Raw genomic sequence first — 25,753 nt, 5'->3', positions numbered from 1 at the left:
ATTTTGCGACGCTCTGGCTACTGCCCTAGCGTCGGACGATTGACCTCAAGAGCCTCAATGCTACCGACAGGGAAGCCATATCGTCGGCTTCAAGGGCATTGACCTCATCAAACATGCTCTTTGCCCTCCCCAATTGCTCGGCGTTCAGTCCTTCCCAGGTCTTCAGGCGATCTTCCGCCGGGAGATCGCCGGGAGTGGCCTCCAGTACAGCCGTCGTCATGTCTGAAACCGTTGAATACAGATCGTCGCGCAGGGCAGCCCGGGCAAGGGCCTGCCAACGGTCCTCCCTGGGGAGCTTTGTGATCCGCTCCAGCAGGGAATCGATGTGGAACCGGTTGAAGACCGTGTAGTAGACGTGCGCAATACTTTCCACCGGTTCCGGATTGCCATGGGCAATCTTGGCGATGTCCAGCAATACAAAGCTCTCGAAGAGCTCAGCCCATCGGTGAGACAGGTCTTCCGGCAGACCCCACGCGCGCGCCTTCTCAAGCCACGCAGCCACTCGTGCGTGGTCATCACCACGCAAATAATCCAGGAGGCGCGAACGCATCGGATCCATCAGAGGCTTGAACTCCGCGACTGTGTCTGCAATTGGCCGTGTGGCGTTCCCCTGGGTGAGTACCCAGCGAACAGCCCGGTCGAGCAATCTGCGGACATCCAGGTGTACAGCGCTCCAGTGTTCGGTGGGGAACGACGCCGGCAGCGCGTTGAGCTCCGCCACCATGTTGTCCAGTTCGTAAACTTCCCGCAGGGCCACAAAGGCCTTCGCCACTTGGACCTCGCTGGCAGAAGTCTCCTCCATCACGCGGAAGGCGAATGTGATACCGCCCATGTTGATCATGTCATTGGCGATAACCGTCGCGATGATCTCCCGGCGCAGCGGATGGCTGTCCAGCTCGGCGTCGAACCTTTCCCGCAGCTGACGAGGGAAGTACTCCCGCAGGGTACGACGGAACCAGGGATCATCGGCGAGATCACTGTCCCGCAGAGCCGTGGCCAATTCAATCTTGGCATAGGCGGAGAGCACCGAGAGCTCAGGGGACGTAAGTCCCTGGCCTTGCTCCAGCCGCTCCCTGAGTGTCTCCGTCGTGGGAAGCGCTTCAAGTTTCCGCTTCAGGTAACCGGACTTTTCCATCCAGTCCATCAGCCGCTCGTAGCTGGGGCTCCACTCGGCAACTCGGATTCTGTCGTTGAGCAGCAGAATGTTTTGGTCAATGTTGTCTTCAAGAACCAGTCGGCCAACTTCCTCCGTCATGGAGGCCAGGAATTCGGCGCGCTCGCTGGCGTTGAGTTTGCCTGCCGCTACCATCCTGTCAACAAAGATCTTGATGTTGACCTCGTGGTCGGAGCAATCCACTCCGGCCGAATTGTCGATCGCGTCAGTGTTGAGAATCACCCCTTGCAGGGCAGCCTCAATCCGGCCACGCTGAGTCAATCCCAGGTTGCCGCCTTCACCCACCACTTTGACACGCAGCTCCCGTCCATCCACGCGGATGGCGTCATTGGCTTTATCACCAACTTCGGCATTCGTCTCGGTACTGGCCTTGACGTACGTTCCGATTCCACCGTTGTACAGAAGGTCGGCCGGAGCGAGCAGGATCGCACGCAGCAGCTCCGGGGGGCTCATTTGGGTAATGCCGTCCGGGAGGCCCAATGCGACGCGCACTTGCGCCGAAACCGGGATGGATTTCAGTTGACGGGGGAAAACACCGCCGCCCTCACTGATCAGCGATTTGTCGTAGTCATCCCAGGACGAACGCGGCAGCGCGAACAGCCGTTGCCGTTCATCAAATGAAACAGATTCGTCAGGATTCGGATCCAGGAAAATATGGCGGTGGTCAAAGGCCGCGAGAAGCCGGATGTGCCGTGAAAGCAACATCCCGTTGCCGAAGACATCTCCCGACATATCCCCCACGCCGACGACGGTAAACGGTTCAGATTGTGTATCGAGGTCCAGTTCGCTGAAGTGACGCTTCACTGATTCCCAGGCGCCCCTTGCCGTGATTCCCATAGCTTTGTGGTCGTAGCCCACAGAACCACCGGAGGCGAAGGCATCCCCCAGCCAGAAGCCGTATTCAACGGCAAGCCCGTTGGCGATGTCGGAAAAAGTCGCCGTACCCTTGTCCGCCGCGACCACCAGATAGGAGTCATCTGCGTCATGGCGCACTACCCCGGCGGGCGGCACCAGTTCCTCGCCCTCGGGGGTCGCAACGAGATTGTCAGTAAGGTCCAAAAGGCCGCGGATAAATGTCTTGTAGCTCTCTACGCCCTCAGCCATCCAGGCGGCCCGATCTTCGGCGGGGTTGGGCAGTTGTTTGGCGTAGAAGCCGCCCTTGGCTCCGGTGGGAACGATGACTGCGTTCTTGACCGTCTGCGCCTTGACGAGGCCGAGGATTTCTGTGCGGAAGTCCTCCCTGCGATCTGACCAGCGGAGGCCGCCTCGAGCAACCTTCCCGAAGCGGAGGTGCACACCCTCGACACGTGGGGAATACACCCAGATTTCGAACATCGGCCTCGGGAACGGCAAACCATCAATGCCGGCCGGATTGAGCTTGAAGCTCAGGTACGGCTTGTTCTGGAAGAAGTTGGTCCTCAGGGTTGACTCGATCAGGTTCTTGAAGGTCCGCAGCACCCGGTCTGCATCAAGGGTGGCTACCTGCTCAATGGAGGCAGCCAGTTCCCCGCTCAGCTGTTCCTGCCGGGTCTCGCGCTCTTCCTCACTCAATGAGGGATCAAACCGGGCAGTAAACAGGGCGCTCAAGGCTCTCGTAACTTCAGGGTTCGCCAGCAAAGTGTCGGCCATGAATTCGAAGGAGTTGGTGTTGCCCATTTGCCTCATGTACCTGGCGTAGGAGCGAAGAACCACGATCTGGCGCCACGGCATGCCTTCACGTAGGACGAGCCGGTCAAAGCTGTCAGATTCGGCTGCACCGGAAACGGCTGCTCCGAAGGATTCGGCAAGGAGCTCTCCTGTTGCCATTGGATCCACCCGTTGCGGGTACTTGAGCCCCAGGTCGTACAGGAAGAAGTCGCGTTTGTCGGCCGTCTCGATCTCGAAGGGCCGTTCATCCAGCACCTCAAGGCCCAGGTTGTGGAAGTACGGAAGGATCTGGCTCAGGCTCTTGGGGTCAAGCATGTACAGCTTGACCCGTGCGTCCTCCTCCAGAGTCGCTCCCGCGCCATCGGGAAGGTAGACGTGAACGCCCGGACGTTCGGGCCCGCCGTTCTGCTTGGCTGCGGCGCTGTATTTCTCGAACCTTGCAATGTCCTCCAGCGCGTCTTCGACCTCGTAGTCCACGCGGTAGCTCGCGGGAAAAGCCTCGGCCCAGAGATCGGCGAGTTCCTTTCCGCCTCCATCGGGTGAGGAATCGCGAAGTACTTCTGTGATTCCCTCGCTCCACGAGCGCGTGGCGCGCACAAGACGTTTTTCAAGTTCCTGGGAGTTGACGTCCGTGACGTCTGCGTCCTTGGGCAAGCGGATCCGGAAGAAAAGCCGGGCCAGCGCGGATTCGGTCATGCGCGCTTCGTAGTCGATCGACTCGGCGCGAAATGTCTCGCGGAGCTCGTCTTCAATACGAAGCCGGACGTTGGTGGTGTACCTGTCACGCGGAAGGAATACGACGGCGGACATGAACCTGCCGTAAATGTCAGGCCTGAGGAAGAGACGGGTACGGCGCCGTTCCTGCAGTCGCTGGATGCTGATGGCAGTGGCAGCCAGATCAGGAACCTCGATCTGGAACAGTTCATCACGGGGGTAGGTTTCAAGGATCCCCAGGAGGTCCTTGCCGGAGTGTGAATCGGGCGGGAAACCAGCGATGCGAAGGACTTCCTCGACCTTCTCCCGCACGATTGGAATATCCCTGACGGACCCAGCGTAAGCACTGGTCGCGAACAGACCGATGAATCGCTGCTCTCCGTTGACGTTACCGGTGGCATCGAAACTCTTGACACCGATGTAGTCAAGGTAAGCGGGGCGGTGCACGGTGGACCTGGAGTTGGCCTTGGTGATTACAAGGGCCCGCTTCTCCCGGGCCTTTTTCCGGCCGGCATCCGTCAGATGCTGAACCTGCCGGCCGTCAGAACTTGCGCGCAGAAGGCCCAGCCCGCTGTCTTCACGGAGCTCGAGTACATCTTCGCCGTCCTCGTTGACGAGGTCGTATTCGCGGTAGCCCAGGAAGGTGAAGTTACCCTCGTCCAACCAGCGCAGGAGGTCCTGTGCCTGTCGGAGCTCGGTAATTTGGGCCGGATTGGCTACCTTGTCCAAGTCTGCAGATATCTGCAGCGCTTTGTTCCGCATCTTGGGCCAGTCTTCGACGGCGGCCCGGACGTTTCCAAGAATTCGCCTCAGCCCATCTTCCAGAAGGTCCCGGCTCTCCTTGCCCAGTCTGTCGATCTCGACTGCAATCCAGGATTCCATGTGCGAGGCGTTATCGCCTTCAGCAATGAGATGGGAAAGGCTCGGCATAGTTGCTGTATCGCCGCTGGAGAGACCAACTGTGGAAGGAACTTTGTCCACCTTGACCAGTTCACCGGTAGCCCTGTTGCGTGTGACAACAAACAGCGGATGGACCACCAGATGGATAGCGGACTTTTGACGGACAATCTCAGCATTCACGGAGTCAACGAGGAACGGCATGTCGTCGGTGACTATATAAACGACACAGTTGTCACCCTCATCAAAGATGGAGACGTTTGCGTGGCCCGGCCGTCGGCTTTGCGCTACCGCCCGGTGCGTCTCGGCCCGGGTTGAGAGGACTTCGGCGGGGTACGCCTGGAAATCCTCTTCCGCCAAGTGCTCGTAGTAGTCCCCCAGGTATCCTTCCAAGGCCGAGACGGTCAAGGATTGATCCTCCACACTGGATCCAGACGACATATATGAAACGCCTCCATCAGAAGTTCACGGCTGCACCTTTGCAGCCCTCATTGCGAGCCTAATCCTTAACCCGACGCCTTGCTGTGGAAGAAAATACAGACGAACCGCGTTTTCGCTGGACTGGTGCACAAACCAATTCAGCGATAGAGCGACGAAGTTCCGATTCGGGAGCAGCCTCAAGCAGCAAGGCCCCCGAAAGGAGCGCTGCATCCCCAGCTCCGGGGTCCGCCGGAAGAAAGGCTTCTATCGTCACGGACGGCCCGTATCGGTCCCAAGCTTCCCTCAGTTGGCGCTCGGGTGACCTGCCAACCACCGATGCCCTCACTTTGTTGAGCACCACTTTCGGCGAGGCATGCGGCACGGCTTGCTCGAGATCCGATAGCGCGCGAACCAGTCGGGGCACTCCAACCGGATCGGCTGCTCCTATCGCAAAGACAGTGTCCGCCAACTCAAGGCTGCGCAGCGTGGCAGCGTTCCGCCTGGGCGCAACCGTATCAAAGCTGAGTTCTTCATCGGCCTCCAAACAAAACCCGGCATCAATGACGATGACATCGGCAATCTCCCTGGACTTCTCAAGAACCGAGGAGAGCGCAGCGGCGCGCAACTCTGTCCACCGGTCAGCCCTGGTAATTCCGGTAAGCACCCGGAAGCTGCCACCCTTTGTGACTACTCGCGTGGCAACCCGAAGAAGGGCATCGCCGTCCAAGATACCTTGGTCAGCAAGTCGGCATGCCTGCGCAAGCCCGGCCGTTTCTTCCAGTAATCCCAGCATGGCCGCGACGCTGGCGCCATAGCTGTCGGCGTCGACCAGCAGCACAGACTTGCCCTCGGCAGCCAGCTCTCCGGCAATGTTGATGGCGACCAGAGTCCGGCCAGGCGCACCAGCAGGACCCCAGACGGCTATGATCTTCCCGGTCCCCGACGGTGCGGGGACATCGGCACCGTCATCCATCCTGATTCGGTTGGAGGCACCAGGGTCAGACATCCCGCTGTCCTGCCGGAGGTGGGTCGTAGAGCCCATACCGGACAACAAAGCTACTGACTCCGAAATCTTGGCTGCCAGCGCTGCCGGGTCCACGTCCGGCGCCGCATTGACCACTCCCATTCCGTGCAGCCGGGTGATTTCAGCGGGATTGTCAGTCAGGGCAACAATTGCTACCCCCACGGCCCGGAGACGGTCAACCAGCGAGGCAGCAAGCTCCTCACTGCCTCCTGCTACTACCGCTGCCCGGGCCAGCCCGCCCTGACAGGCCGCCAACAGCTCTGTCAGTTCGGAGCACCTCCTGACCACGGATACCGGGCCATGCAGCCGCTCCAAGCCGCCGACCAGATCTTCCTGGGCATCACCAACTGTTACGACGGGGATACTCACTTCGCCACACTGCCCGGGTTCCACACAACCGAGATCTTTGCCTTGTTAGCCTGTGACCCCAACAGCTTCGGCATCTGGTCGTCACTGACCAGCACCATCAGCACGGTGGAACGGGAGGATCCAAGAGCAGTTGACCCTGGTGTTACTTGTGCGATTTCAGCACCGGGCAGCAGCATTGTGGGCTCGCTGAAACCATTCCGGGTATCCGGCTGCGCCACCCACACATCAACCCTCGAGCCAGCCAGCGCTTGGTCAGGAAGTGGTTCATCAATGGTGATGGCGACAGGTTTGCGGTCCAGTTCATCCGGCTTCCCCAGGCTGTCCTTGGGCAAGAGCTGGTCCTTGCCGATCCTTTGGACAGCCACAAGACCTTCCGGAAGTCCGGCTTCGCCCGAGATGTAGTGCTCTTCCAGTTCCCCCAGACGTACCTTAGCCCTGGCCGTATTGTCCGATGTCAGTCGCTCCCCGACGGCGATAGGCTCGCGCGCCACGTAGACTTCAGTGGTCCGGTCGGCAGCACCTACCAGTGAAACGACTCCGACCACAGATGCAAGCACCAGCAGCAGTCCGACGAGCAGCCGGGGATCCTTCCACGATGGTTTCTTCAGGCGTGCTCCAGCGGATGTTGTGCTCACACTCATGTGTACCGCTTCCCCCTTTAGGCGCTACCGGTTTGGTGGATTATGCGCCAGACACCCCTCATTGTCATTGGAAACAGGCAGAACTGAAAGTCACGGCATCAAACTCCATCAAACTGTGGATAACGCATGCTCTTGACCAATATCGATGGCAAAATGGGTGCATGCCCAGATTCCTGACGCTTGCTGACGTTGCCGAACAGCTACAGATCAACTCTCCGGCAGCCTACGCCCTGGTACGAAGCGGTGAACTCAAGGCAATCCAGGTAGGTGGCCGCGGACAATGGCGGGTCGAGGAAAAGATGCTGGAGCAGTACATAGAGGAGCGGTACGCAGAGGCCAGCCGCATGATCCAGGAGTCAAAGTCGAAGTCTGTTTGACTCCTTCGCTCCCCTCACAACCGTCAGTCCAGCGCGGCCTGGATGGACCTGACGGCCCTTAGCGCCGTAAAGGGAACAACCGCCATCTCAATGACATTTGCTGCACGTCTGGCTTCCCCTGCACCGGTCACGGCGAAGTCCACGTAGTCCCGACCAACCCGGTCGATAACCCCATGGAGCGTTACTTCCCCTTGGGGCCCGCTGCCCAATGTCAGTGCAAGATGGGAGCGATCCCGTGAAAGTGCTCTGAGCGCAGATCCCAGTCCGGGCCTTTGCCGTACTACTGACGGCTCCGTTAGAGCATGCCGGGCCAGGCCGCTGCATCGGCCAATTGCCGCGTAGGGAACAAGCACCTGATGCTGCTGTTCATTCAGTACCAACAACTGGCTGCCGGCATGGCTCAGCAACCCGCTAAGAGTGGATCCGGATACCAGATGCACAGTGATCATGAGGTTGATTGACGCCCGGAGCCGATCAGCCATCTCCACGCCTGCCGCGTCAATGCGGACCCGCTCAGCAATTTCGGCTTCCTGCTGAAGTCGATTCTCGGCAGCGAACTGGGCTTCCATGTCTTCGAACAATGCATCCCAACGCATCCCGTCAGCGTAGGTGTCCCGGGTCAACTGGTCAATTTACAAAAATCCAGAAGAAAAATGACTGGACAAAACCTCGCTTACTACTCCAGACTAATCGAACATCATCAAACGATGTCAAACTGCATCAAATGACACCAATCAATGACGGGGGAACTCATTGAAATCCATCCTTCACAAGCCTCTGCTTTCAGATGCAGCCTTGGCTCTTCTGATTTTGCTGCTCGGTGTGATCCTTGCTGTGACAGGGGAGGCCATGACCAGCCGCTGGCAACGATCCGCCGCCCGGAACCAGTCGATGGGCTTCGACGACATGTTGGGGTTCGGTGCCAACGTTCTTGGCTTGATCTTGGTTGCCTGGTGGCTACTTTCGGTATTGATCGCCTTCGTTGCAGCTGCTCTTGAGCACGCAGGGAGCCGTCGCATTGCGGCTATCGCCGGTAGTTTCACACCCCGCTACATGCGCAGGCTGGCGCTTGCCGCCGTCGGCCTCCATTTAGTAACGGCTCCACTTGCAAATGCCGCCACATTGCCCGATTCAGCGTCGATCGCCGGCCAAGGTTCTTCGGTATCAGCTGCCTGGAAGGCTGAACCTTCGGACAGCGACCCCGTTCTGCCGTTGAATCCACGCTGGCAACCGAGCAAACCGATTGTGGATCCCGGTCCGCTCGCAGGCACTCCCCTTAGGGCTCTTCACGAGGAGCAAGGAGCCGGCACTGTGCCGGTGCCGGTTGTCCACGGCGATTCCCTCTGGACCATTGTTGCCACCCATCTTGGGCCGCTCGCATCCGACGTCGACATTGCCCGGGAGTGGCCGCGCTGGTATCAGGTCAATCGTGCCGTCATAGGTGAGAACCCTGACCTGCTAAGGCCCGGCCAACTGCTCACGCCTCCCAGTGCGGCCTGACCGGCGCCGGGCTAGCCCACCATCAATTGAAGGATCACTATGAGCGCAGTAACGGTAATTCGGGACAAGCAGGAACCAGTAGCCAATAACAAGGCGGCTGCTCACCGGTTTCCCTCAGTAATCGCGCCTGGCAGCCAGCAGGCTTTGGGGCCGAAGCCCTCCGTGGAAGTCATCAACAACCCGGTGAGCAGTCTAAAGACAGCCACCGACCACCGCGAGGTCTGCGCCATAGCCCGCGGAACAGTCCAAGCCGCCATAGAAGTCCTGGCCGGCACCCGTCCTGTCCATCAACTGGCGCGACGCCTGGACCAGCAGTGCATGGCGGCACTTCAACATCGGGCCGCCCTTATCCGGCTCAACAGGCAGAGCATCTCTCCATCCAACACCGGTGTCTACCGAAATCCAGCAGTGCGTTCCGTGCGTGCCTCAGAAGTTACGGCCGACATCTACGAAGCCAGCGCCGTGGTCGTAGATGAGACGCGGGCACGGGCGGTGGCATTACGACTGGAACGGAACAACAAGGTATGGCGGATTACCGTTTTGGAAATTGGCTGACTTCCCTCACTGTCAGATCAGCGGCGCTTCTTCTTATTGCTCCGTCTGCCGACATCCTGAGCCGCAGCCTTAGCGGGGTTACCTGAGCGACCGGCGGACCTGCTCTCCACCCGGGTCTGGCTGGAGCCGTCCTCGCTCGGAGCTGTGTACTGCAGTTGGGCAGGTTTTTCGGGAGCTTGCAGGCCGGCAGCCTTGATCTGCGGAGTGTGGTGTTCTGTGTGCTCACCTTCGGCATCCGCGACGACCACATCTTCGGCCGGGGTCACTTCGACCTCAAGGTTGAACAGGAATCCAATGCTTTCTTCCCGGATGGCTTCCATCATGGCCTGGAACATGATGAACCCTTCCCGCTGATACTCAACCAGCGGATCGCGCTGGGCCATCGCCCGGAGGCCAATGCCCTCCTTCAGATAGTCCATCTCATAGAGGTGTTCCTGCCATTTGCGGCCAATCACTGAAAGGACAACCCTGCGCTCAAGTTCCCGCATGCTCTCGGCGCCAATCGATTCTTCCCGCGCCTGGTACACCAACCTGGCATCGGAAAGTATCTCCTCCCGGAGGAACTCTGTTGTGATGCGTGACTTCCCACCAGCTTCGTCGATGATGTCGTGAGGAGTAACGCTAACGGGATAAAGCGTCTTCAGGTTGGTCCACAACTGGTTGAAGTCCCAGTCGTCACCGTTCCCTTCTGCGGTAGCTTCATCAATAAAGGAGTTGATGGTGTCTTCGAGGAAGTACTGCACCTTTTCGTGAAGGTCGTCACCCTCGAGAATCCGACGCCGGTCGCCATAGATGGCTTCACGCTGGCGGTTGAGGACGTCGTCGTACTTGAGCACGTTCTTGCGCTGCTCGGCGTTGCGGCCCTCTACCTGCCCTTGGGCAGAGGCGATGGCGCGGGAGACCAGCTTCGACTCCAGTGCCACGTCATCCGGGACAGAACTGTTCATCAGGCGCTCGGCGGCACCGGAGTTGAACAGGCGCATGAGGTCGTCCGTGAGGGAAAGGTAGAACCTCGACTCGCCAGGGTCTCCCTGACGCCCGGAACGGCCCCGCAGCTGGTTGTCGATCCTTCGCGATTCATGGCGCTCGGTGCCCAGCACGTAGAGGCCGCCGAGATTCAAAACTTCTTCGTGCTCGTCCTTGACTGCCTGCTTGGCAGCTTCAAAGGCATCCGGCCAGGCAGATTCGTATTCCTCTGAGTTTTCTTCGGGGTCCAGTCCCCTCTTGGCCAGTTCGGCCACTGCCGTGAATTCCGCGTTGCCGCCAAGCATGATGTCGGTACCGCGACCGGCCATGTTAGTGGCCACGGTGACAGCACCCTTGCGACCAGCCTGGGCAACAATAGCGGCTTCACGGGCGTGGTTCTTGGCATTCAGGACCTCGTGGCGGATGCCCTCCTTTGCCAGGAGGCGAGAAAGGTACTCGCTCTTTTCCACGCTGGTGGTTCCGACCAGGATCGGCTGACCCTTTTCGTGGCGTTCGGCTATGTCCTGGACGACGGCGTCGAACTTTACCGTCTCGTTCTTGTACACGAGGTCGGACTGGTCGATCCGCTGCATGTCCCGGTTGGTCGGAATCGCAACAACGCCGAGCTTGTAGGTGCCCATAAATTCTGCAGCTTCAGTTTCGGCCGTGCCCGTCATGCCGGCGAGCTTGCCGTACATACGGAAGTAGTTCTGCAGCGTGACGGTGGCCAAGGTCTGGTTCTCGGCCTTGATTTCGACGCCTTCCTTGGCTTCGATGGCCTGGTGCATGCCCTCGTTGTAGCGGCGTCCGGCCAGGATACGGCCAGTGTGTTCGTCAACGATCAGGACTTCGCCGTCAAGGATGACGTAGTCCTTGTCCCGCTTGAAAAGTTCTTTGGCCTTGATCGCGTTGTTCAGGAAGCCGATCAATGGAGTGTTGGCTGATTCATAGAGGTTTTGGATACCGAGATAGTCTTCGACCTTCTCGATGCCGGCCTCAAGAACACCGACCGTGCGCTTCTTTTCGTCGACCTCATAGTCCCGTTCGGGCTGCAGACGCGTCACTACTTTGGCGAACTCGCTGTACCAGCGGTTCGTGTCGCCCTGGGCCGGGCCTGAAATGATGAGCGGGGTACGCGCCTCATCAATGAGGATGGAGTCAACCTCATCGACGATGGCGAAGTTGTGACCGCGCTGGACCAGTTCGGACTGGTCCCACGCCATATTGTCGCGCAGGTAGTCGAAGCCGAATTCATTGTTGGTGCCATAGGTAATGTCAGCGGCATACTGCTCGCGGCGGACGGAAGGATCCTGGTTCGAAAGGATGCACCCGCTGCTCAAGCCCAGGAAGCGGTATACGCGGCCCATCAGGTCCGACTGGTATTCAGCCAGGTAGTCGTTGACCGTAACGACGTGGACTCCCTTGCCCGTCAAAGCGTTCAGGTAGGCCGGGGCTGTGGCCACGAGGGTCTTACCTTCACCGGTTTTCATTTCGGCGATGTTGCCCAAGTGCAGGGCAGCCCCGCCCATGAGCTGCACATCGAAGTGGCGCAGGCCCAGGGTTCGGGATGATGCTTCGCGTACTGCGGCGAAGGCTTCGGGCAAGAGGTCATCCAGCTTCTCACCGTCCTGGTGACGCTCCCTGAGACGATCGGTTTCTTCCCGCAGTTCAGCATCCGTGAACGTTTTAAATGAGTCTTCCAGAGCATTAATGGAATCGGCATAGTTCCGCAGTTGCCTCAGGGTTTTTTTGTCACCCGTACGGAGAAGTTTTTCGATAAGTGATGCCACGTGAAGTTGCTCCCAGTCTCAAGCTGCCGAATTCTGGCGTGTTCAGTCTACGTGAGAGACACTGGCCACGCTGTTAGTGTTCCCTGAGAGCTGATACCCAACCCGGGACCGGGCGATTTCATCTGCCAGGGCAGGCCCCAGATCCCCGACCGGGAAGACTACCACCTCATCAAGTTCGAGCCATTCGGCCATCAGCCTCAGCTCGTCGGCAAGTTCCGCAGCAGTGTCATCAGGCGCGTCCGGCTCTGCATAAGCCGCTCTCGCCAGCAGTCTTCCTGTTAACCGGTCCGCCTTCAGGTCAACACGGGCCACGATTCCGTCGCGAAGCAGGAATGGCAGGACGTAGTACCCAAACTTCCTCTTGGCCTCGGGAGTATAGATTTCGATCCTGTAGTGGAACCCGAACAGTGCCTCCAGCCGCTGACGCTCAAACACAAGTGAATCGAAGGGGCTCAGAAGCGCACGGCCGGTTGCGGCACGTGGAAGCTTTGCCTCCGTATGCCTGTACACCGGTTTATCCCACCCTTCGACGCTGACAGGTTGAAGACGTCCCTGCTCCACAAGACGCTCCACCGAGATGGCCCCGGCCCGCAACGGTGTTCGGAAGTAATCTGCGAAACAGCGAACTGTTCCTATGCCGTGAGCCCTTGCAGCAGCTTCAATAAGGCGGTCCATCGCCGCTTCGGGATCAGGATCAGCAGACGGTTCAAGGGATGCTGCCGGCAGGATTTTTGAGGTCAGGGTGTAGCGGCGTTCAAATTGATCTGTTCGGGACGCAGCCGATACCACTCCTTCCTCAAACAGGTGTTCGAGTACCCTCTTGACCGCGTTCCAGTTCCACCCCCAGTGGTCCTGGCGTCGGTCCTCCACGTGGCCGATCCTGGCAGTTAGTTCCGCGGCGGTCAGGGGCTTACTCTTCGAAAGGACTGCCAGCACCTGGTTAGCCACATCCTCACGGAGTACGGGATCCATGCCGCCTGCGCCTACCCATTTCCGGTTCTGCCAGAGTACGAGGTCGTGGAAATGATCAGGCAGGATGAAACAAGCCTCATGCGCCCAGTACTCCATCATCCGGCGAGGATGCGTTCCTGCCATACGCTGCAGAATCTTCCGGTCATAATTTCCAAGCCGGGAGAAGAACGGGAGGAAGTGGCTGCGTGCCAGGACGTTGACAGAATCTATCTGCACCAGATGCAGCCGGGCAAAGGTACGGCCCACCGTCCGTGATGTCACGGGCCCGGCGGGCCGTACCTTGTCCAATTGCTGAGCTGCAAGTGCAATCCGTCTGGCCTGGATCAGGCTCAGCGATGCCCCCACATCAGTCCTTTCTTTTGGATGGTCTCCTGCAGCTTAGGCTTTCGCTTCCTTACGCGTTCGCTGCCTGATCGTCTGAGCGGTAGGCGATGATCTTGTCCTCAAGCAGGTTTTCACCCGGTTCGCAGAACTGATCAAGGGTGATGACGCCATAAGTCCAGCCCCGACGACGGTAAACCACTGAGGGCGCATTGGTCGCCTTATCGACAAAGAGATAGAAGTCATGGCCGACCAGCTCCATGTTGTCGACGGCGTCGTCGAGACTCAGGGAAGCCGCCGGAAAGACCTTCCGCCTGATCAGCACTGGCGAATCGCCGGCTGGAATGTCGTTATCGACGTCGTACGGTGACTTTTCGACCGTAGGCGTGGCCGGGGGCTTGCGGTTGCTGGTCTCCGCATAGAGCGGCCCGCTGGGGCTTGCCGGTTCCAGGGCTGCTGTAGCTTCCCGGACCGCCTTGGGCGTGTGCCGTCCGTGGTGGACCTTTTTCCGGTCCTTTGCCCTCCGCAACCGTTCAAGGAGTTTGTTGTAAGCCAAGTCGAATGCAGCGAATTTGTCCGCGGCGCTGGCTTCGGCACGGATCACGGGACCACGTCCCAAAACTGTGACTTCAACTGTGAGCTGATCGCCGGTCTGCCGCGTACCGGTCTCTTTCGAAACCTTTGCGTCTACCCTCTGGACCTTGTCCCCCAGGGACTCAATCTTTGAAATCTTCTCGCCGGCATATTCGCGGAAGCGGTCTGAAACCGTCAAATTCCGTCCGCTGATCATGAACTCCATGGTGCCCTCCAAATGACTTCGGTGACACGACGGCGGCACTTACGGGGGCCGATCTGATTGACAGTCGAGCCCCCTTTCGAGCCGCTATCGACAGGTACAACTGATCTTGGTACCCACAACCGACGTTAGTTCATAGCTACCCGTTATTCATCTTTTCGCCGTTTATTTTTTTCTAAGTCCTAGCGCCCATCGCTTACCCGCTGGCCTCAGGAACCATGCTGCCGGCGTCGGGCGCGCGTGTCGCCGCAAGGACCACGGCGCCCACCACGGTGCCCCCAGCCGCATGCACTGCCCGGGCGGCTTCGGCCAGTGTTGCACCAGTGGTGAGGACGTCATCGACGATGATGCAGGGCTGCCCCCGGATCAGCCGACGGCGGGCGGGGCGGGACACCATAGAGCCTCTGACCCGCCGCGCACGCTGGCCCCGACCCAAGCCTTTTTGCCCACTATGAGGCACCATTCCCGGTGCTGCACGGAATCCGCCAATCGTGCTGCTTCTGTTGATTCTGCGTGATTTTCTCAGGGCGTCGGCGATGACGAATCCTCCCAGCTCCCCGTGTAGCCGCAGGTTGTTCAGCAGGAGGTGGACGGGGCTGAAGCCTCGCTTCCTGTATGCCGCTGCACTGCTCGGGACAGGGACCAGCCTCACCTTGGCGCCGTTTCCCAGGCTCGCACGGATGGCCCTGCCCAGACCTTTGGCGAGAGCGTTCTCCAGTTGATGCTGGCCATATCTTTTGAAAGACAGGACGGCCTGGGCCATCTCCTCCCGATAAACCGCCGCCGCAACTACCGGCAGTATTACCGAGCCGTCGACGTCCATCAGCGCCGGGGCTTGGCCTTCAGCCCTGAATGGATTGCGGGTAAGCCGCAGGATTGCTCGCTCGCATACAGCACAGAGGGAGCTGTCTTCAGCACCACAGCAAACACAGTCAACAGGCGATATAAGAGCCAGGAGTTCTGCAAAAGAAACAGCCAGTGCGTCCCCCCACCGCCAGAGCCTGTTGGAATAACTCCCCCGGTGTTTCCCAGGCGTCATAACGGAGGGCGCCAGATCCGGGTCGGCGCAAACCACAGGCGGCTTCATCGTCCCAGTGTTCCCGGCAACGGGATCGTCTGAAAGGGAGAACTGCTCCAGTGTGGAAAACCCATCTGTGAGAACCGGACAGCTGCCCTCCCGACATATCCATCCCACCTGATTTCAGCCGGGGAAGGAGGGGTCCACCGGCCCCTTCAGCTGTGGTGACCAGCCGTTGCCAAGCCGTTGGAAAATGCCCTCCGGAGACTGGCCAAAGATCTCATCGGCTCCGTTCCCTGCGCTGATGGCCGTCAGTCCCGGCCACGGTGCAAGCTGCTGCGGGGGCGAAGACGTCAACGACAGCAGTTCGGGCGCCACCGTGTCATTGGCATTCACAGCTGTCTTCATGACTGCCACTGTGGTGTCGTTTACCCAGACCCCTTGATCCGCTTCCTTTGTGGTGACCAGGGTGATGGGTGCGGTCAGGTCGCGGGGAGTCCCGTCGGCATTGCGGACGATACCCGTAACCTGCACGCGTGTTTTCCCGTTCTGCTCCGAGATTACAAGGGCACGAACGCCCTCACGGGACACCCTGAACTCCTTCACATTCCTACCTGCAAGCCAGGATGGCGCCAGCGTAACTGTCGGAACCGCGCCACCTTCGGCAACGTTCACAGGCCGGAAAGCCACCACCTCGCTGGAGCCGTTGGCACCCGGGCCGGCGGTCCACACCCAATCGCTACGCCCAAAGGATGGATGAGTGAGCGTGCTGCGCGTGGTCAGTGCCCTGGCAGGTTGTCCTGGAAGGATGGAATATAGCGTGGTTCTGCTCTCGTTGAGGAACGCCGTTGTTTGGGATACCGGCGATTCTGCGGGCGACCGTGGGCCCAGCCCATTGACGGACTGCATATCTGGCAGCGGCGAGACCCTGTTGTTTTCATAGCGCACCAGCTCATTGCCATTGACGGCGATCTGGCGGGCAGGAACATTCACGTCTCGAATCGGCGGAAGGACGGACCCGTTGTCTTCGACCCGCACCAGGTCCTGGTCCGCCCGCAGTTCCACGTTAATGACATCCGGTTGGCCGTGAAACGTCAACGCCAACTGGGTCTGCATCCGTAGCCGGTCCTCGGGCGAAGACTCCCTCAGCTCCTTGGCCGTCAGGTCTACCTGCGCGGCACCGGAAACGACGGGTACAGACTCACGCGCAAGCCGCATCCCGGAGGGAAACGCGCTCACCACCGCACCCCGGAGGTACGGGGCCGGGCCGGCCAGGAGGGCACTGGTCATGGCCTTAACCGTCTTCTTTTTGATAAACCAACGTATGTCCGGGACCACGTAGGTGAAGCTGTGGTCATAGAAGTAGATGGGGTAGGGGCCATAGATGATTCTGAAATTTTCTTCCGGAATAGCCGTACCATCCGGTATGGCAGAAACCCGCCAGTCGCCGTCGACCTGTGTCAATGTCGCCGGAATATTTTCCTTGGTTCCTTCAGGAAGGGGCGTGGCCACGCCGTCGGCGTCTACGGTGTATGACAGGTCAAGCTCATAGTTGTAGACATTTTCAACGGCTGTTTTCACCACTCGGGCCGACCTGAAAACGAGAGTCCGCTGATCGGGTTTCCAGGACACGGCCGATGCCTGTGTGAGGAACTGGCGGGCCACCGCATAGTCCGACTCGTAGCCGCTTCCGGCGCTGAAGAAGCCCTCCAGGATGGATTCCGGGCTGGCTCCCTCAAGCGGACCCTGCGGAAAAAACACGGGTGCGTCCGAATTGCCCGCGCTTTCGTCTGTGCTTTTTCCTACCGGCCCGGACCGGGGAATCTGTGCACAGGCAGCCACAAAGAGCAGCAGCAGGACCGTCAGCGATGCAACGATGGAGTTGACAGCCCAGTGCCGGGGCTTCTCAGTGCTCACGAGTGTCCTCTCGGCTGCTTTCTTCAGGGACCACGGCGCTTCCCGGTACGGTGGCCTCCAAAGCAGCTGAGGGAGCTGCCGGGGCGGCAGACTTAAGGATCAATGTGGAGCGTTCACCGGCACGCCCGGAAAGTTCGACGTCGGCTGGCTCCAGCTGAAGGGGTGATTTTACAATGGGTTCGCCCTGCCGGAGGGGCAGAGTCAATCTGAAATTGGACCCTGCTCCCTTGTTGCCCCAGGCCTGAAGCCAGCCGTTGTGCAGCTTTGTGTCTTCAGCGGAGATTGACAACCCCAGCCCGCTGCCACCTGTGGTGCGCGCCCGAGCCGGGTCCGCACGCCAAAATCTATCGAAGACCCTGGCGGCCTCTGTTGGAGTCATACCAATTCCATGGTCCCGCACCGCGATTGCGACCGCAGACTCATTCACCGCAATGGAAATGTGAACGGGATTCCCCTCACCGTGTTCAAGAGCATTCAGGACAAGGTTACGAAGGATGCGGTCGATCCGGCGGGCGTCCATCTCCGCAACGATGCTCTTTTCCCGGCATATGACCACGATGTCGGAGCCGTATTCCGCAGCCACCGGAGCCACCCCATCCAGCACATGGGTTACCAGCGGCAAGATATCAGTGGGCTCGGCATCGAGCCTGGCCACTCCGGCGTCGAAACGTGAGATTTCCAGCAGGTCCGCCAGCAGTGATTGGAAGCGTTCCACCTGGTTGTAAAGAAGCTCTGCAGATCTCTTGTTGATGGGGTCAAAGTCGTGGCGGGCGTCGTACAGAACTTCAGCAGCCATCCGGACTGTTGTCAGCGGTGTACGGAGTTCATGGGACACGTCTGATACGAATCGCTGCTGCATTTGCGAAAGCGTCGCCAGCTGGGTGATCTGTTCCTGGAGGCTGGCGGCCATGTGATTGAAGGAAGCTCCCAGACGTGCCACTTCGTCCTCGCCCTTGACCACCATCCGCTCCTGGAGTTGGCCTGCGGCCAGCTTTTCGGATACGAGGGCTGCATGGCTGACCGGGCTCACCACATTCCGCGTAACGTACCAGGCGATGGCACCAATCATAAGAACCAGGACGGCCCCGCCTGCCCACAGGACGTTTTGGATCTCATCGAGAGTCTTTTGCGCCGAATTGAGGTCGTAGATCAGGTACAGCTCGTAGGCTGTACCGTTAAAAGTCACCAGGTTTCCGACCGCAAGACCTGGCCGGTCCTCGGTACCCACCGGAAACTCCATGGAGGCCCAGAACTGCTCCTTTCCGGACTCCTGCACCGCCCTTCGAAGTTCCGGGGGAATGACGTTGATGGTCAGCTGGTCTGATGCCCGGGATTCCACCCAGCGGTTTCGGGGTTTGGTTTGCTCCGGCTTTGCTTCAAAGACGTAGCGCCGCTGAATCACGTTGCCACGGCCTTCGACCGCATTCAGTGTGTCGTAGACGAGTGTGATGACGCTGGACTGATTGGTGACCTGCGCGCCGTCGAACGTTTCCTGGACCTGCTTGACGTTGTACAGGGTCTCGGACTCGGCCTGGGTCAGCCGCTCCTGGAAGAGGTTGTTGGCAATCTGATTCGACAAATATGCACCCACAACGGCGAAAGAGCTGATCGAAAGCAACAGCGTGGTGAGGACCGTTCGCAGTTGCAGGGAACGACGCCATCGCCGGCGCAGTGAGCGAAGCAGGAGCCGGAACCCGGGCAAGGCGCGGGTTAGCCCCGTTCGAACGAGCCGGAGAATACGCAGGACGGCGATTTGTGCCCGCCGCCCCCAGAGCCTGGCACGGAAAGACAGCCCAGCCACATTGGCTAACGCGTCTGTATGTTCAGGAGCATGCTCAGGCACCGGCGACCGGTCGGTCTCCGGATGCAAAATTGCTCTGGTGGCGCCTGGCTCGGCAGCTTCAGCCGGTGGCGGCTGGGGGTCCGTTTCGCCGGAGCGTCCCTTGCGAGGCTCAGGAACCTGCTTTATAGCCGACACCACGGACCGTCAATACTACTTCGGGGGCTTCAGGGTCACGCTCAATCTTTGACCTCAACCGCTGGACATGGACGTTGACCAGCCGCGTGTCGGCCGCATGGCGGTAACCCCACACCTGTTCAAGAAGGAGCTCACGGGTAAAGACCTGCCAAGGTTTGCGGGCAAGGGCCACCAGCAAGTCGAACTCCAATGGAGTCAACGAGATCCGTTCGCTGCCTCGGCTCACCAGATGGCCTGCAACATCGATGGTTATGTCGGCGATACGCAGAGTCTCGGGTGCCTTTTGGTCCCCCGGGCGCAGACGGGCCCGGACCCGTGCCACGAGTTCAGCGGGTTTGAAGGGCTTAGGGACATAGTCATCGGCCCCTGATTCCAGTCCACGGACCACATCAGAGGTATCGGATTTAGCCGTTAGCATCACAATCGGAACGTCGGACTCACCCCGGATCTGACGGCAAACCTCGATTCCGTCAACTCCCGGAAGCATAAGATCGAGCAGCACGAGGTCCGGCTTGGAGGAGCGGAAGATTTCCAGGGCCTGACCGCCGTCTGCACAAAATACCGGCTCGAAGCCGTCATTGCGCAGGACAATGCCAATCATCTCGGCCAACGCCTCGTCATCGTCCACTACCAGAATACGTGCCTTCATAGTTACATATTCCCTTATTGTATTGGCTTTGTCGTGTTGGGGGCAGGTACGGCATGGCGCGGTGGCCGCAACTGTCTGCGCCCGCTCCTCTGGTTCCCCGGGCCGCCCTCTTGAATCCGCGATCGCAGCTTTGGGCGGGGGTGCTATGAGGCTGCCCGCTGAAACTATAGGCTGGGGGCAGGTCGGGTCTGGCCGGATGGCTTTGACCTGGAACCAGAACCGGGCCGTGAATTGGCTCGGCGCCAGGGGACGCGGCCATTTGGGGAGGAACAGCTTGTCTGAAGAGGAAGGTGGTGCTCGGGCACCGCGCGAGCACCGTCCTACGGGAAATGAGCCAGCGTGGGGATCCCAGCCTCAATGGGGGCCGCCTGCTTGGCAACAGGGTCAACAGCCATGGGCGGCACCACAAGGGCCTCCCCCGCAGGGAAACCAATCCTGGCCTCCCCCGCAGGGAAACCAACCCTGGCCCGCGCCACCGGGACAACAACCCTGGCAGCAAGGCCCACAGGGTCAACAGTTACCCCGACAACCTTGGCCTTCAGAACAGGGGCAGCATCCCTGGCAAGGACAACCAGGACCGTATGGTTCCCCGGCCGGGTCCTATGGGAGGCCAGCCTATATCGCTCCCCCGAAGCCTGGCGTGGCACCTCTTCGTCCCCTGATGTTCGGGGAAATTTTGGATGGTTCTTTCCAGACAGTGCGCCGGAACCCGCAGGCAATGTTCGGCGCGGCCCTCCTGGGGCAGTCTCTCGGCATTATCGCCATTGCGGTCCTGGGCTTTTTCGGTTTCGCTTCACTGGGTGAGGAATCCATGCCTGGCTGGATGTCGGGCCGGAACCAATCCGAGAGTGTCGGCATGCTAATAGGCGTCATAGCCGGCGGACTGCTGCTGCTCCTGTTGAGCGTGTTCCTCAGCGCCGTACTTCAGGGTGTCATGGTGGTCCCGGTTGCGCGGGCGCTGCTCAACAGGCGAACCACCTTCCGCCAGATGTGGAAGTTGGCGAAAGGACGCGTTGGGGCCTTGATCGGGCTGGCCGCGCTCCTCCTCGTCGGATACCTGGGTGCGATTGCTCTGCTCGTGATCCTCGCCGTGGTTTTGGCCGAGACGATGGGGGGTGTCTCGGCAGCGATTTCAATCCCTCTCTTCTTAGGACTGATCGTTGCGATGGTCTGGGTTTACATCCGCCTCATGGTTGCTCCCGCCGCCATCGTGATTGAGGAACTCGGTGTGTTGGCCGGTCTTGGCCGTTCCTGGACGCTTACACGCAACAACTGGTGGCGGATCCTGGGTATCTCGTTGGTCATCTCTATTCTGATCAGCATCATCAGTCAGATAGTGAACATGCCATTGGGCCTCATTTCCGGCGGCACCGGTTTCCTCACGCCCCACGCCGGTGAGGAGGAAACGCTAGCGGCCAGCGTAGGCCTGTTGATTGCTTCGACCATCATGTCCGCCTTGGTGGGGGCAGTGGGATATGCCTTCCAGACATCGGTTATGGCTTTGCTGTACATGGATCTTCGGATGCGCAAAGACGGATTGGATCTGGTGCTGATCCGATCGCTGGAATCGGGAGAGGACCCGGACGGCGTGCCCGGACGAGGAGCAACCGTCTACACTGCCGGCAGGCCCGGCTACCCAGGCGGACCGCAATCCCCCGGCGGCACTCCACCGATGTACGGATGATCACCACGGCTGCCGGACCTCTGGCTGCGGCATTCCCTTCGATCGGTCTCCTCCAGGCCGAGCCGCCAGTGCTTCCCGGCGGGGATGAAGCCCGACGTTGGGCGGAGGAGGAACTGTCCAAGCCTAAATATTCGGATGCAACTCCAAGCTGGTTAGAAGATGCCTGGTCCAGTTTCCTGCGCTGGTTGGACTCCCTGGGCAGCAGCGATGGCACTGACCCTGGTGCGCTTCCTCTCATCACTGTTGCGGCAGTCATTGTGATTGCCGTGGCAATCGTGTTGGTGCGTCCTCGGCTGAATGCCCGCAGGAAGAACAGCAGTAAGGCAGTTTTCGACGCCGACCCTTCCGTCAGCCCTGATACTTACCGCCAGAGAGCGGCTGCGGCAGCTGCCGTCGCCGACTGGGGAACGGCCGTCGTCGAGCAATTCCGCGCAGTGGTCCGCTCCACAGAAGAGCGGACAGTCATCGACCCGTTGCCGGGCAGAACGGCAGACGAAGTTGCAGCAAGTCTTGGAGCGGCGTTCAGCCCGGTCGTGTGGCAGCTTCAGCGGGCAGCAACGGTCTTCGACGCAGTCCGCTATGGGCACGCACGCGTGGACCAACAGGATTTCGCCGACATCGTTGCACTGGACAAGGCCATCTCCGGCCTCCAACCGGACTTCAAGGGTGCACCGTCCCATCTGCTGGCGCGTCCCCTGTGAGCCTCGATCTTAAGGGCGCCTCTCCCGATTCCCAGGCTCCGGAACCCCAGAAAAGCGTTGATTCCGACACCTCTGTCCCTGGGGCCGGCGGCCTCATGACCAGCCGCTTACGGCGGCATCGTGGCCTCATTCTGATCAGCCTCGTGATCGTTGCCGCCATGCTGTGGACCGTCGTGGCCCAGCTCTCACCGAAGGGAGACGGAAGGGTCCTCTCCACCGGCAGTGCGGCCCCTCACGGCGGGATGGCGGCAGCAAGCATCCTTAAAGACCACGGAGTGAACGTCAAGCAGACCGATTCGTTCCAGTCCACCATTTCGGCATTGGATGATTCGGCCGACACTGACGAGGGTGGCAGGACAGTTCTCCTTTACGATCCCAACGGCTTCCTCGACGAGGACCGGCTGCAGGAGCTTCTGGAATCCTCAGACCGCTTGGTTGTGGTGACCCCGCATTTCCAAGCGTTGCGGAGCCTCGGTGGTGAAATCCGGCAGGCAGGTGTCGCACCGGAAGCGCTGGATACTATTGAGCCTGATTGCGATGCTGCCGATCCCCAGGCCGCGGGAGCTGTCTCCGCGGAATCCGCCTTCCTCTATACCAGCGGCGATACCGGCGGCTGGACCTGCTACCGGGCCGCCGAATCCGACGGAGGAATCTACGCCGCCACCGGGGACGAACGGCTTATCGTGCTAGGTAGTACCGGGATCATCAGCAATGAACTGCTTGATCAGCATGGCAACGCAGCCTTGGTATTGCGAACACTGGGAGCCGGCAGCACCCTCGTCTGGTATCTTCCCGGCGTCTCTGATATCTCACCTATGGACTCGCCGCCGACGCTCAACGAACTCGCCCCGAAATGGGCGGCATTCCTGGGTCCATGGCTGGCGCTGGTGGCACTTCTAGCCATGTTCTGGCGCGGACGGCGCCACGGACCCCTCGTAACGGAGCCCCTTCCGGTAGTGGTGAAGGCTGCCGAAACGGCAGAGGGCTGGGCCCGCCTCTACCATGACGCCAAGGCAGTGGACACCGCATCTGAAAGCCTCCGCGCCGGGACGTTGGTACGGCTGGCGAAGTCCCTGAAGCTCGGCGCGGACGCAAAACCGGACGAGGTCATCATCGCTGCGGCGCGCAAACTGGGACGCAGCCCGGAACGGATCGCTGAAACACTCAATGGCCGTCCGCGCTCCGAAGGGCAACTGGTGCAATGGGCACAACAGCTTCAAGGACTAGAGAAAGAGGTAATCGAGCAATGACTGAGCAGCGTGCAGGATATCCAGCCCCAAGTATGACCGGAGCGTCACAGCAGGTAGCCCCATGGCCGTCCGGGCAGCATGCGCCTCGCCGGGATGAGGAGCACACGCATCAGGGTGATCCCGTTCGGCAGTCGCTGCTGGATGTCCGGCACGAAGTGGCCAAAGCAGTGGTTGGTCAGGACTCCACCGTCACCGGCCTGCTGATCGCACTTTTGTCACGGGGCCATGTGTTGCTTGAGGGTGTTCCCGGCGTGGCAAAAACGCTGTTGGTCCGCACGTTGTCTGCGGCCTTGAATCTCGACACCAAGCGTATCCAATTCACCCCGGACCTTATGCCCGGAGATGTTACGGGATCCCTCGTGTACGACGCCCATTCATCTGAATTCACTTTCAGGGAAGGCCCCGTCTTCACCAACATCCTGCTGGCTGATGAGATTAACAGGACACCACCCAAAACCCAGGCGTCGCTGCTGGAGGCCATGGAGGAACGCCAGGTTTCAGTGGATGGGGTCTCGCGCCAGCTTCCCGTTCCTTTTATTGTTGCGGCTACGCAGAACCCGGTGGAGTACGAAGGCACTTATCCACTGCCCGAAGCCCAGCTTGACCGGTTCCTGCTGAAGCTCACCATGCCCCTTCCCGGGCGAGAGGATGAGATAGAGGTCATCCGGCGGCACGCTGCCGGCTTCGACCCGAAAAACCTGGCTGCTGCAGGAGTCCGTGCTGTTGCGGGGATTGAGGAACTGGAACTTGCCCGGCGAGCCGTCGCCGAGGTAACTGTTGCACCCGAAGTATTGGCCTATGTCGTGGACATCGTCCGTGCAACGAGGTCCGCTCCGTCCTTCCAACTGGGCGTTTCGCCTCGAGGTGCGACGGCCCTCCTAAGCACCTCCCGTGCCTGGGCTTGGCTTTCCGGACGGCAGTTCGTCACGCCCGACGACGTCAAGGCCCTTGCGCTCCCGTGCCTGCGGCACCGGGTTGCACTTCGCCCGGAGGCGCAAATGGATGGAGTCCACGTTGACGGGGTGCTGGGCAGCATTCTTGCTTCCGTGCCGGTTCCCCGCTGATCCCTATGGCAATTTCCGGACGGTTTGTTCTCCTGGCTCTGCTGGGCGTTGTCCCTGTGGTCATGTACCCGGAGTGGGGAACGGTCTTACTGGTGTGCCTGGTGCTCTGCGCAATCCTGGTGCTTGACCTGGTGACCGCAGCTTCACCGCGCAGTATCTCGCTCCAACGTTCGGCCGCCGGCAGCGTAACACTCCTCAGCGGCACAGATTCCATGCTCACCATCACCAATTCAGGTTCACGCCGTCTCAACGCCAGTGTGCGCGACGCCTGGCAACCCTCCGCAGGAGCCCAAAACCCGGTTCAGAGACTGGATATTCCTCCCGGAGAACGGCGTCGGATGACAGTAAGGCTGCACCCCACCAGGCGGGGGGACCTGAAAGCGGATAACGTCACTGTACGGTCGTTCGGGCCATTGGGCCTCGCTGCCAGGCAGAGAACATTCCCTTCCTCCGGGTCACTCCGCGTGCTGCCGCCCTTCCACTCGCGCAGGCATCTGCCGTCCAAGCTGAGAAAGCTTCGGGAACTTGACGGCAAAGCAGCAGTTCAGATCCGTGGCGCAGGAACAGAATTCGACTCCCTTCGGGACTACGTGCGCGGCGACGACGTGCGCTCCATCGATTGGCGCGCTACAGCTCGTCGGTCGGCCGTTGTGGTGCGCACCTGGCGCCCCGAAAGGGATCGCCGTGTTGTCATCATGCTCGACACTTCACGGACTGCAGCGGCACGAATTGAGGATGAGCCGCGCCTGGACACCGGGATTGAAGCAGCGCTCCTGTTGGCGGTCCTGGCGGAACGGGGCGGCGACAGGGTGGACTTCTTCGCCTTCGACCGGAGGGTCAGGGGGAGGGCTGCATCTGCGTCCAGGGGCAATCTTTTGGAACAGCTGGTCCAAGCCATGGCCCCGCTGGAAGCGGAACTCATCGAAATGGACTGGAGCCAGATCCCCGGCCAGGTCAGGGCGGTATCGGCGCACCGCTCCATGGTGGTGCTCCTGACGGCGCTCGACGGCGGCGCACCTGAAGAAGGCCTGCTGCCTATGGCCGCCCAGCTGATGCAGCAGCACGTTGTGGTTGTTGCGTCAGTGCGGGATCCTATGCTCGCTGAAATGCAGAAGGAACGGACGACGGCGGCAGACGTCTTCCGTGCTGCGGCGGCCGAACGCGCACTCTTGGAACGGGAGGCCGTTGCGAACCAACTCCGCCACCTCGGTGTAGAAGTGGTGGATGCTGAACCGCATCAGCTACCGCCTGCCTTGGCCGATATGTACATCAGGCTCAAAGCAGCAGGACGGCTATAGCCCGGCATCACAGGGCAGGTGTGAACCAGGG

General features: G+C 60.2%; 20 protein-coding genes. 8 read left to right on the top strand and 12 right to left on the bottom strand.

Features of this window, described 5'->3' with window-relative positions; all coding sequences use genetic code 11:
* Nucleotides 1-25: 25 nt before the first annotated feature.
* The 3 genes from M1E02_RS07125 to M1E02_RS07115 are packed head-to-tail and all read right to left on the bottom strand — an operon-like array spanning nt 26 to nt 6,886.
* On the bottom strand, nt 26-4,873 hold the full coding sequence (locus tag M1E02_RS07125; RefSeq protein ID WP_479377391.1) for an NAD-glutamate dehydrogenase: 4,848 nt from the start codon (nt 4,871-4,873) through the stop codon (nt 26-28).
* Between the two features lie 58 nt (nt 4,874-4,931).
* The gene (locus M1E02_RS07120; protein WP_479377390.1) at nt 4,932-6,245 is read right to left on the bottom strand and encodes a CpaE/TadZ family protein; all 1,314 of its coding nucleotides are present in this window, start codon (nt 6,243-6,245) and stop codon (nt 4,932-4,934) included.
* The gene (locus tag M1E02_RS07115) at nt 6,242-6,886 is read right to left on the bottom strand and encodes an SAF domain-containing protein (RefSeq protein WP_479377389.1); all 645 of its coding nucleotides are present in this window, start codon (nt 6,884-6,886) and stop codon (nt 6,242-6,244) included. Before M1E02_RS07115 ends, M1E02_RS07120 begins: the two co-directional genes overlap by 4 nt.
* 161 nt (nt 6,887-7,047) lie before the next feature.
* Between M1E02_RS07115 and M1E02_RS07110 the strand changes: the two genes are divergently transcribed.
* The gene (locus M1E02_RS07110) at nt 7,048-7,263 is read left to right on the top strand and encodes a helix-turn-helix domain-containing protein (RefSeq protein WP_045729765.1); all 216 of its coding nucleotides are present in this window, start codon (nt 7,048-7,050) and stop codon (nt 7,261-7,263) included.
* 23 nt (nt 7,264-7,286) lie between these two features.
* Here M1E02_RS07110 and M1E02_RS07105 read toward each other — a convergent pair whose 3' ends face one another.
* The gene (locus M1E02_RS07105) at nt 7,287-7,886 is read right to left on the bottom strand and encodes a hypothetical protein (RefSeq protein ID WP_479377388.1); all 600 of its coding nucleotides are present in this window, start codon (nt 7,884-7,886) and stop codon (nt 7,287-7,289) included.
* A gap of 130 nt (nt 7,887-8,016) precedes the next feature.
* Between M1E02_RS07105 and M1E02_RS07100 the strand changes: the two genes are divergently transcribed.
* Both M1E02_RS07100 and M1E02_RS07095 read left to right on the top strand, forming a co-directional pair.
* Complete coding sequence (locus tag M1E02_RS07100; protein WP_479377387.1) at nt 8,017-8,763, top strand: LysM peptidoglycan-binding domain-containing protein; 747 nt, start codon at nt 8,017-8,019, stop codon at nt 8,761-8,763.
* 39 nt (nt 8,764-8,802) lie between these two features.
* Nucleotides 8,803-9,318 carry an Rv3235 family protein gene (locus M1E02_RS07095; protein WP_479377386.1) on the top strand — a complete coding sequence of 172 codons (516 nt, stop codon included), beginning with the start codon at nt 8,803-8,805 and terminating at the stop codon, nt 9,316-9,318.
* Nucleotides 9,319-9,335: 17 nt separating this feature from the next.
* Here the strand turns inward: M1E02_RS07095 and secA are convergent, their stop codons facing one another.
* From secA to M1E02_RS07055, 8 genes are all read right to left on the bottom strand, one after another.
* Complete coding sequence (gene secA / locus M1E02_RS07090) at nt 9,336-12,074, bottom strand: preprotein translocase subunit SecA (RefSeq protein WP_479377385.1); 2,739 nt, start codon at nt 12,072-12,074, stop codon at nt 9,336-9,338.
* A 42-nt stretch (nt 12,075-12,116) separates the two neighbouring features.
* Complete coding sequence (locus M1E02_RS07085; protein ID WP_479377384.1) at nt 12,117-13,391, bottom strand: winged helix-turn-helix domain-containing protein; 1,275 nt, start codon at nt 13,389-13,391, stop codon at nt 12,117-12,119.
* A gap of 49 nt (nt 13,392-13,440) precedes the next feature.
* Nucleotides 13,441-14,166, bottom strand: coding sequence for a ribosome hibernation-promoting factor, HPF/YfiA family (gene hpf, locus M1E02_RS07080; RefSeq protein ID WP_479377383.1), 726 nt, complete (start codon nt 14,164-14,166; stop codon nt 13,441-13,443).
* 193 nt (nt 14,167-14,359) lie between these two features.
* Nucleotides 14,360-14,986, bottom strand: coding sequence for a ComF family protein (locus M1E02_RS07075; protein WP_479377382.1), 627 nt, complete (start codon nt 14,984-14,986; stop codon nt 14,360-14,362).
* Nucleotides 14,987-15,364: 378 nt separating this feature from the next.
* Entirely contained in the window at nt 15,365-17,059 is a 1,695-nt protein-coding gene (locus M1E02_RS07070; RefSeq protein WP_479378092.1) for an LpqB family beta-propeller domain-containing protein, read from the bottom strand.
* Between the two features lie 28 nt (nt 17,060-17,087).
* Nucleotides 17,088-18,941 carry an MtrAB system histidine kinase MtrB gene (gene mtrB, locus M1E02_RS07065; protein WP_479378091.1) on the bottom strand — a complete coding sequence of 618 codons (1,854 nt, stop codon included), beginning with the start codon at nt 18,939-18,941 and terminating at the stop codon, nt 17,088-17,090.
* 109 nt (nt 18,942-19,050) lie between these two features.
* Nucleotides 19,051-19,725: an MtrAB system response regulator MtrA gene (mtrA, locus tag M1E02_RS07060; RefSeq protein ID WP_247042559.1), complete on the bottom strand. Its 675-nt coding sequence runs from the start codon at nt 19,723-19,725 to the stop codon at nt 19,051-19,053.
* A 320-nt stretch (nt 19,726-20,045) separates the two neighbouring features.
* On the bottom strand, nt 20,046-20,372 hold the full coding sequence (locus M1E02_RS07055; protein WP_479377381.1) for a hypothetical protein: 327 nt from the start codon (nt 20,370-20,372) through the stop codon (nt 20,046-20,048).
* Here M1E02_RS07055 and M1E02_RS07050 point away from each other — a divergent pair.
* From M1E02_RS07050 to M1E02_RS07030, 5 genes are read left to right on the top strand one after another with little or no spacing between them, the layout of a single operon-like run.
* Nucleotides 20,366-21,409: a DUF7847 domain-containing protein gene (locus M1E02_RS07050; RefSeq protein ID WP_479377380.1), complete on the top strand. Its 1,044-nt coding sequence runs from the start codon at nt 20,366-20,368 to the stop codon at nt 21,407-21,409. The genes M1E02_RS07055 and M1E02_RS07050 overlap by 7 nt on opposite strands.
* The gene (locus M1E02_RS07045) at nt 21,406-22,110 is read left to right on the top strand and encodes a DUF4129 domain-containing protein (protein ID WP_479377379.1); all 705 of its coding nucleotides are present in this window, start codon (nt 21,406-21,408) and stop codon (nt 22,108-22,110) included. Before M1E02_RS07050 ends, M1E02_RS07045 begins: the two co-directional genes overlap by 4 nt.
* Entirely contained in the window at nt 22,107-23,360 is a 1,254-nt protein-coding gene (locus tag M1E02_RS07040) for a DUF4350 domain-containing protein (RefSeq protein ID WP_479377378.1), read from the top strand. The genes M1E02_RS07045 and M1E02_RS07040 overlap by 4 nt, the downstream gene beginning before the upstream one ends.
* Nucleotides 23,357-24,424, top strand: coding sequence for an AAA family ATPase (locus M1E02_RS07035; protein ID WP_479377377.1), 1,068 nt, complete (start codon nt 23,357-23,359; stop codon nt 24,422-24,424). Before M1E02_RS07040 ends, M1E02_RS07035 begins: the two co-directional genes overlap by 4 nt.
* A gap of 5 nt (nt 24,425-24,429) precedes the next feature.
* Nucleotides 24,430-25,722 carry a DUF58 domain-containing protein gene (locus M1E02_RS07030; RefSeq protein ID WP_479377376.1) on the top strand — a complete coding sequence of 431 codons (1,293 nt, stop codon included), beginning with the start codon at nt 24,430-24,432 and terminating at the stop codon, nt 25,720-25,722.
* Nucleotides 25,723-25,753 lie beyond the last annotated feature (31 nt).

This window comes from Arthrobacter sp. Z5-13, assembly GCF_056499105.1.
The sequence above is the reverse complement of the archived record's forward strand: the minus strand, read 5'-3'. Positions and strand labels throughout refer to the sequence as shown.

Bases quoted from the DNA above. Each gene is read 5' to 3' on its own strand.
- M1E02_RS07125 (WP_479377391.1), bottom strand. From the start codon at position 4,873: ATGTCGTCTGGATCCAGTGTGGAGGATCAATCCTTGACCGTCTCGGCC.
- M1E02_RS07115 (WP_479377389.1), bottom strand. From the start codon at position 6,886: ATGAGTGTGAGCACAACATCCGCTGGAGCACGCCTGAAGAAACCATCG.
- M1E02_RS07110 (WP_045729765.1), top strand. From the start codon at position 7,048: ATGCCCAGATTCCTGACGCTTGCTGACGTTGCCGAACAGCTACAGATC.
- M1E02_RS07095 (WP_479377386.1), top strand. From the start codon at position 8,803: ATGAGCGCAGTAACGGTAATTCGGGACAAGCAGGAACCAGTAGCCAAT.
- hpf (WP_479377383.1), bottom strand. From the start codon at position 14,166: ATGGAGTTCATGATCAGCGGACGGAATTTGACGGTTTCAGACCGCTTC.
- M1E02_RS07075 (WP_479377382.1), bottom strand. From the start codon at position 14,986: ATGGACGTCGACGGCTCGGTAATACTGCCGGTAGTTGCGGCGGCGGTT.
- mtrA (WP_247042559.1), bottom strand. From the start codon at position 19,725: ATGAAGGCACGTATTCTGGTAGTGGACGATGACGAGGCGTTGGCCGAG.
- M1E02_RS07045 (WP_479377379.1), top strand. From the start codon at position 21,406: ATGATCACCACGGCTGCCGGACCTCTGGCTGCGGCATTCCCTTCGATC.
- M1E02_RS07035 (WP_479377377.1), top strand. From the start codon at position 23,357: ATGACTGAGCAGCGTGCAGGATATCCAGCCCCAAGTATGACCGGAGCG.
- M1E02_RS07030 (WP_479377376.1), top strand. From the start codon at position 24,430: ATGGCAATTTCCGGACGGTTTGTTCTCCTGGCTCTGCTGGGCGTTGTC.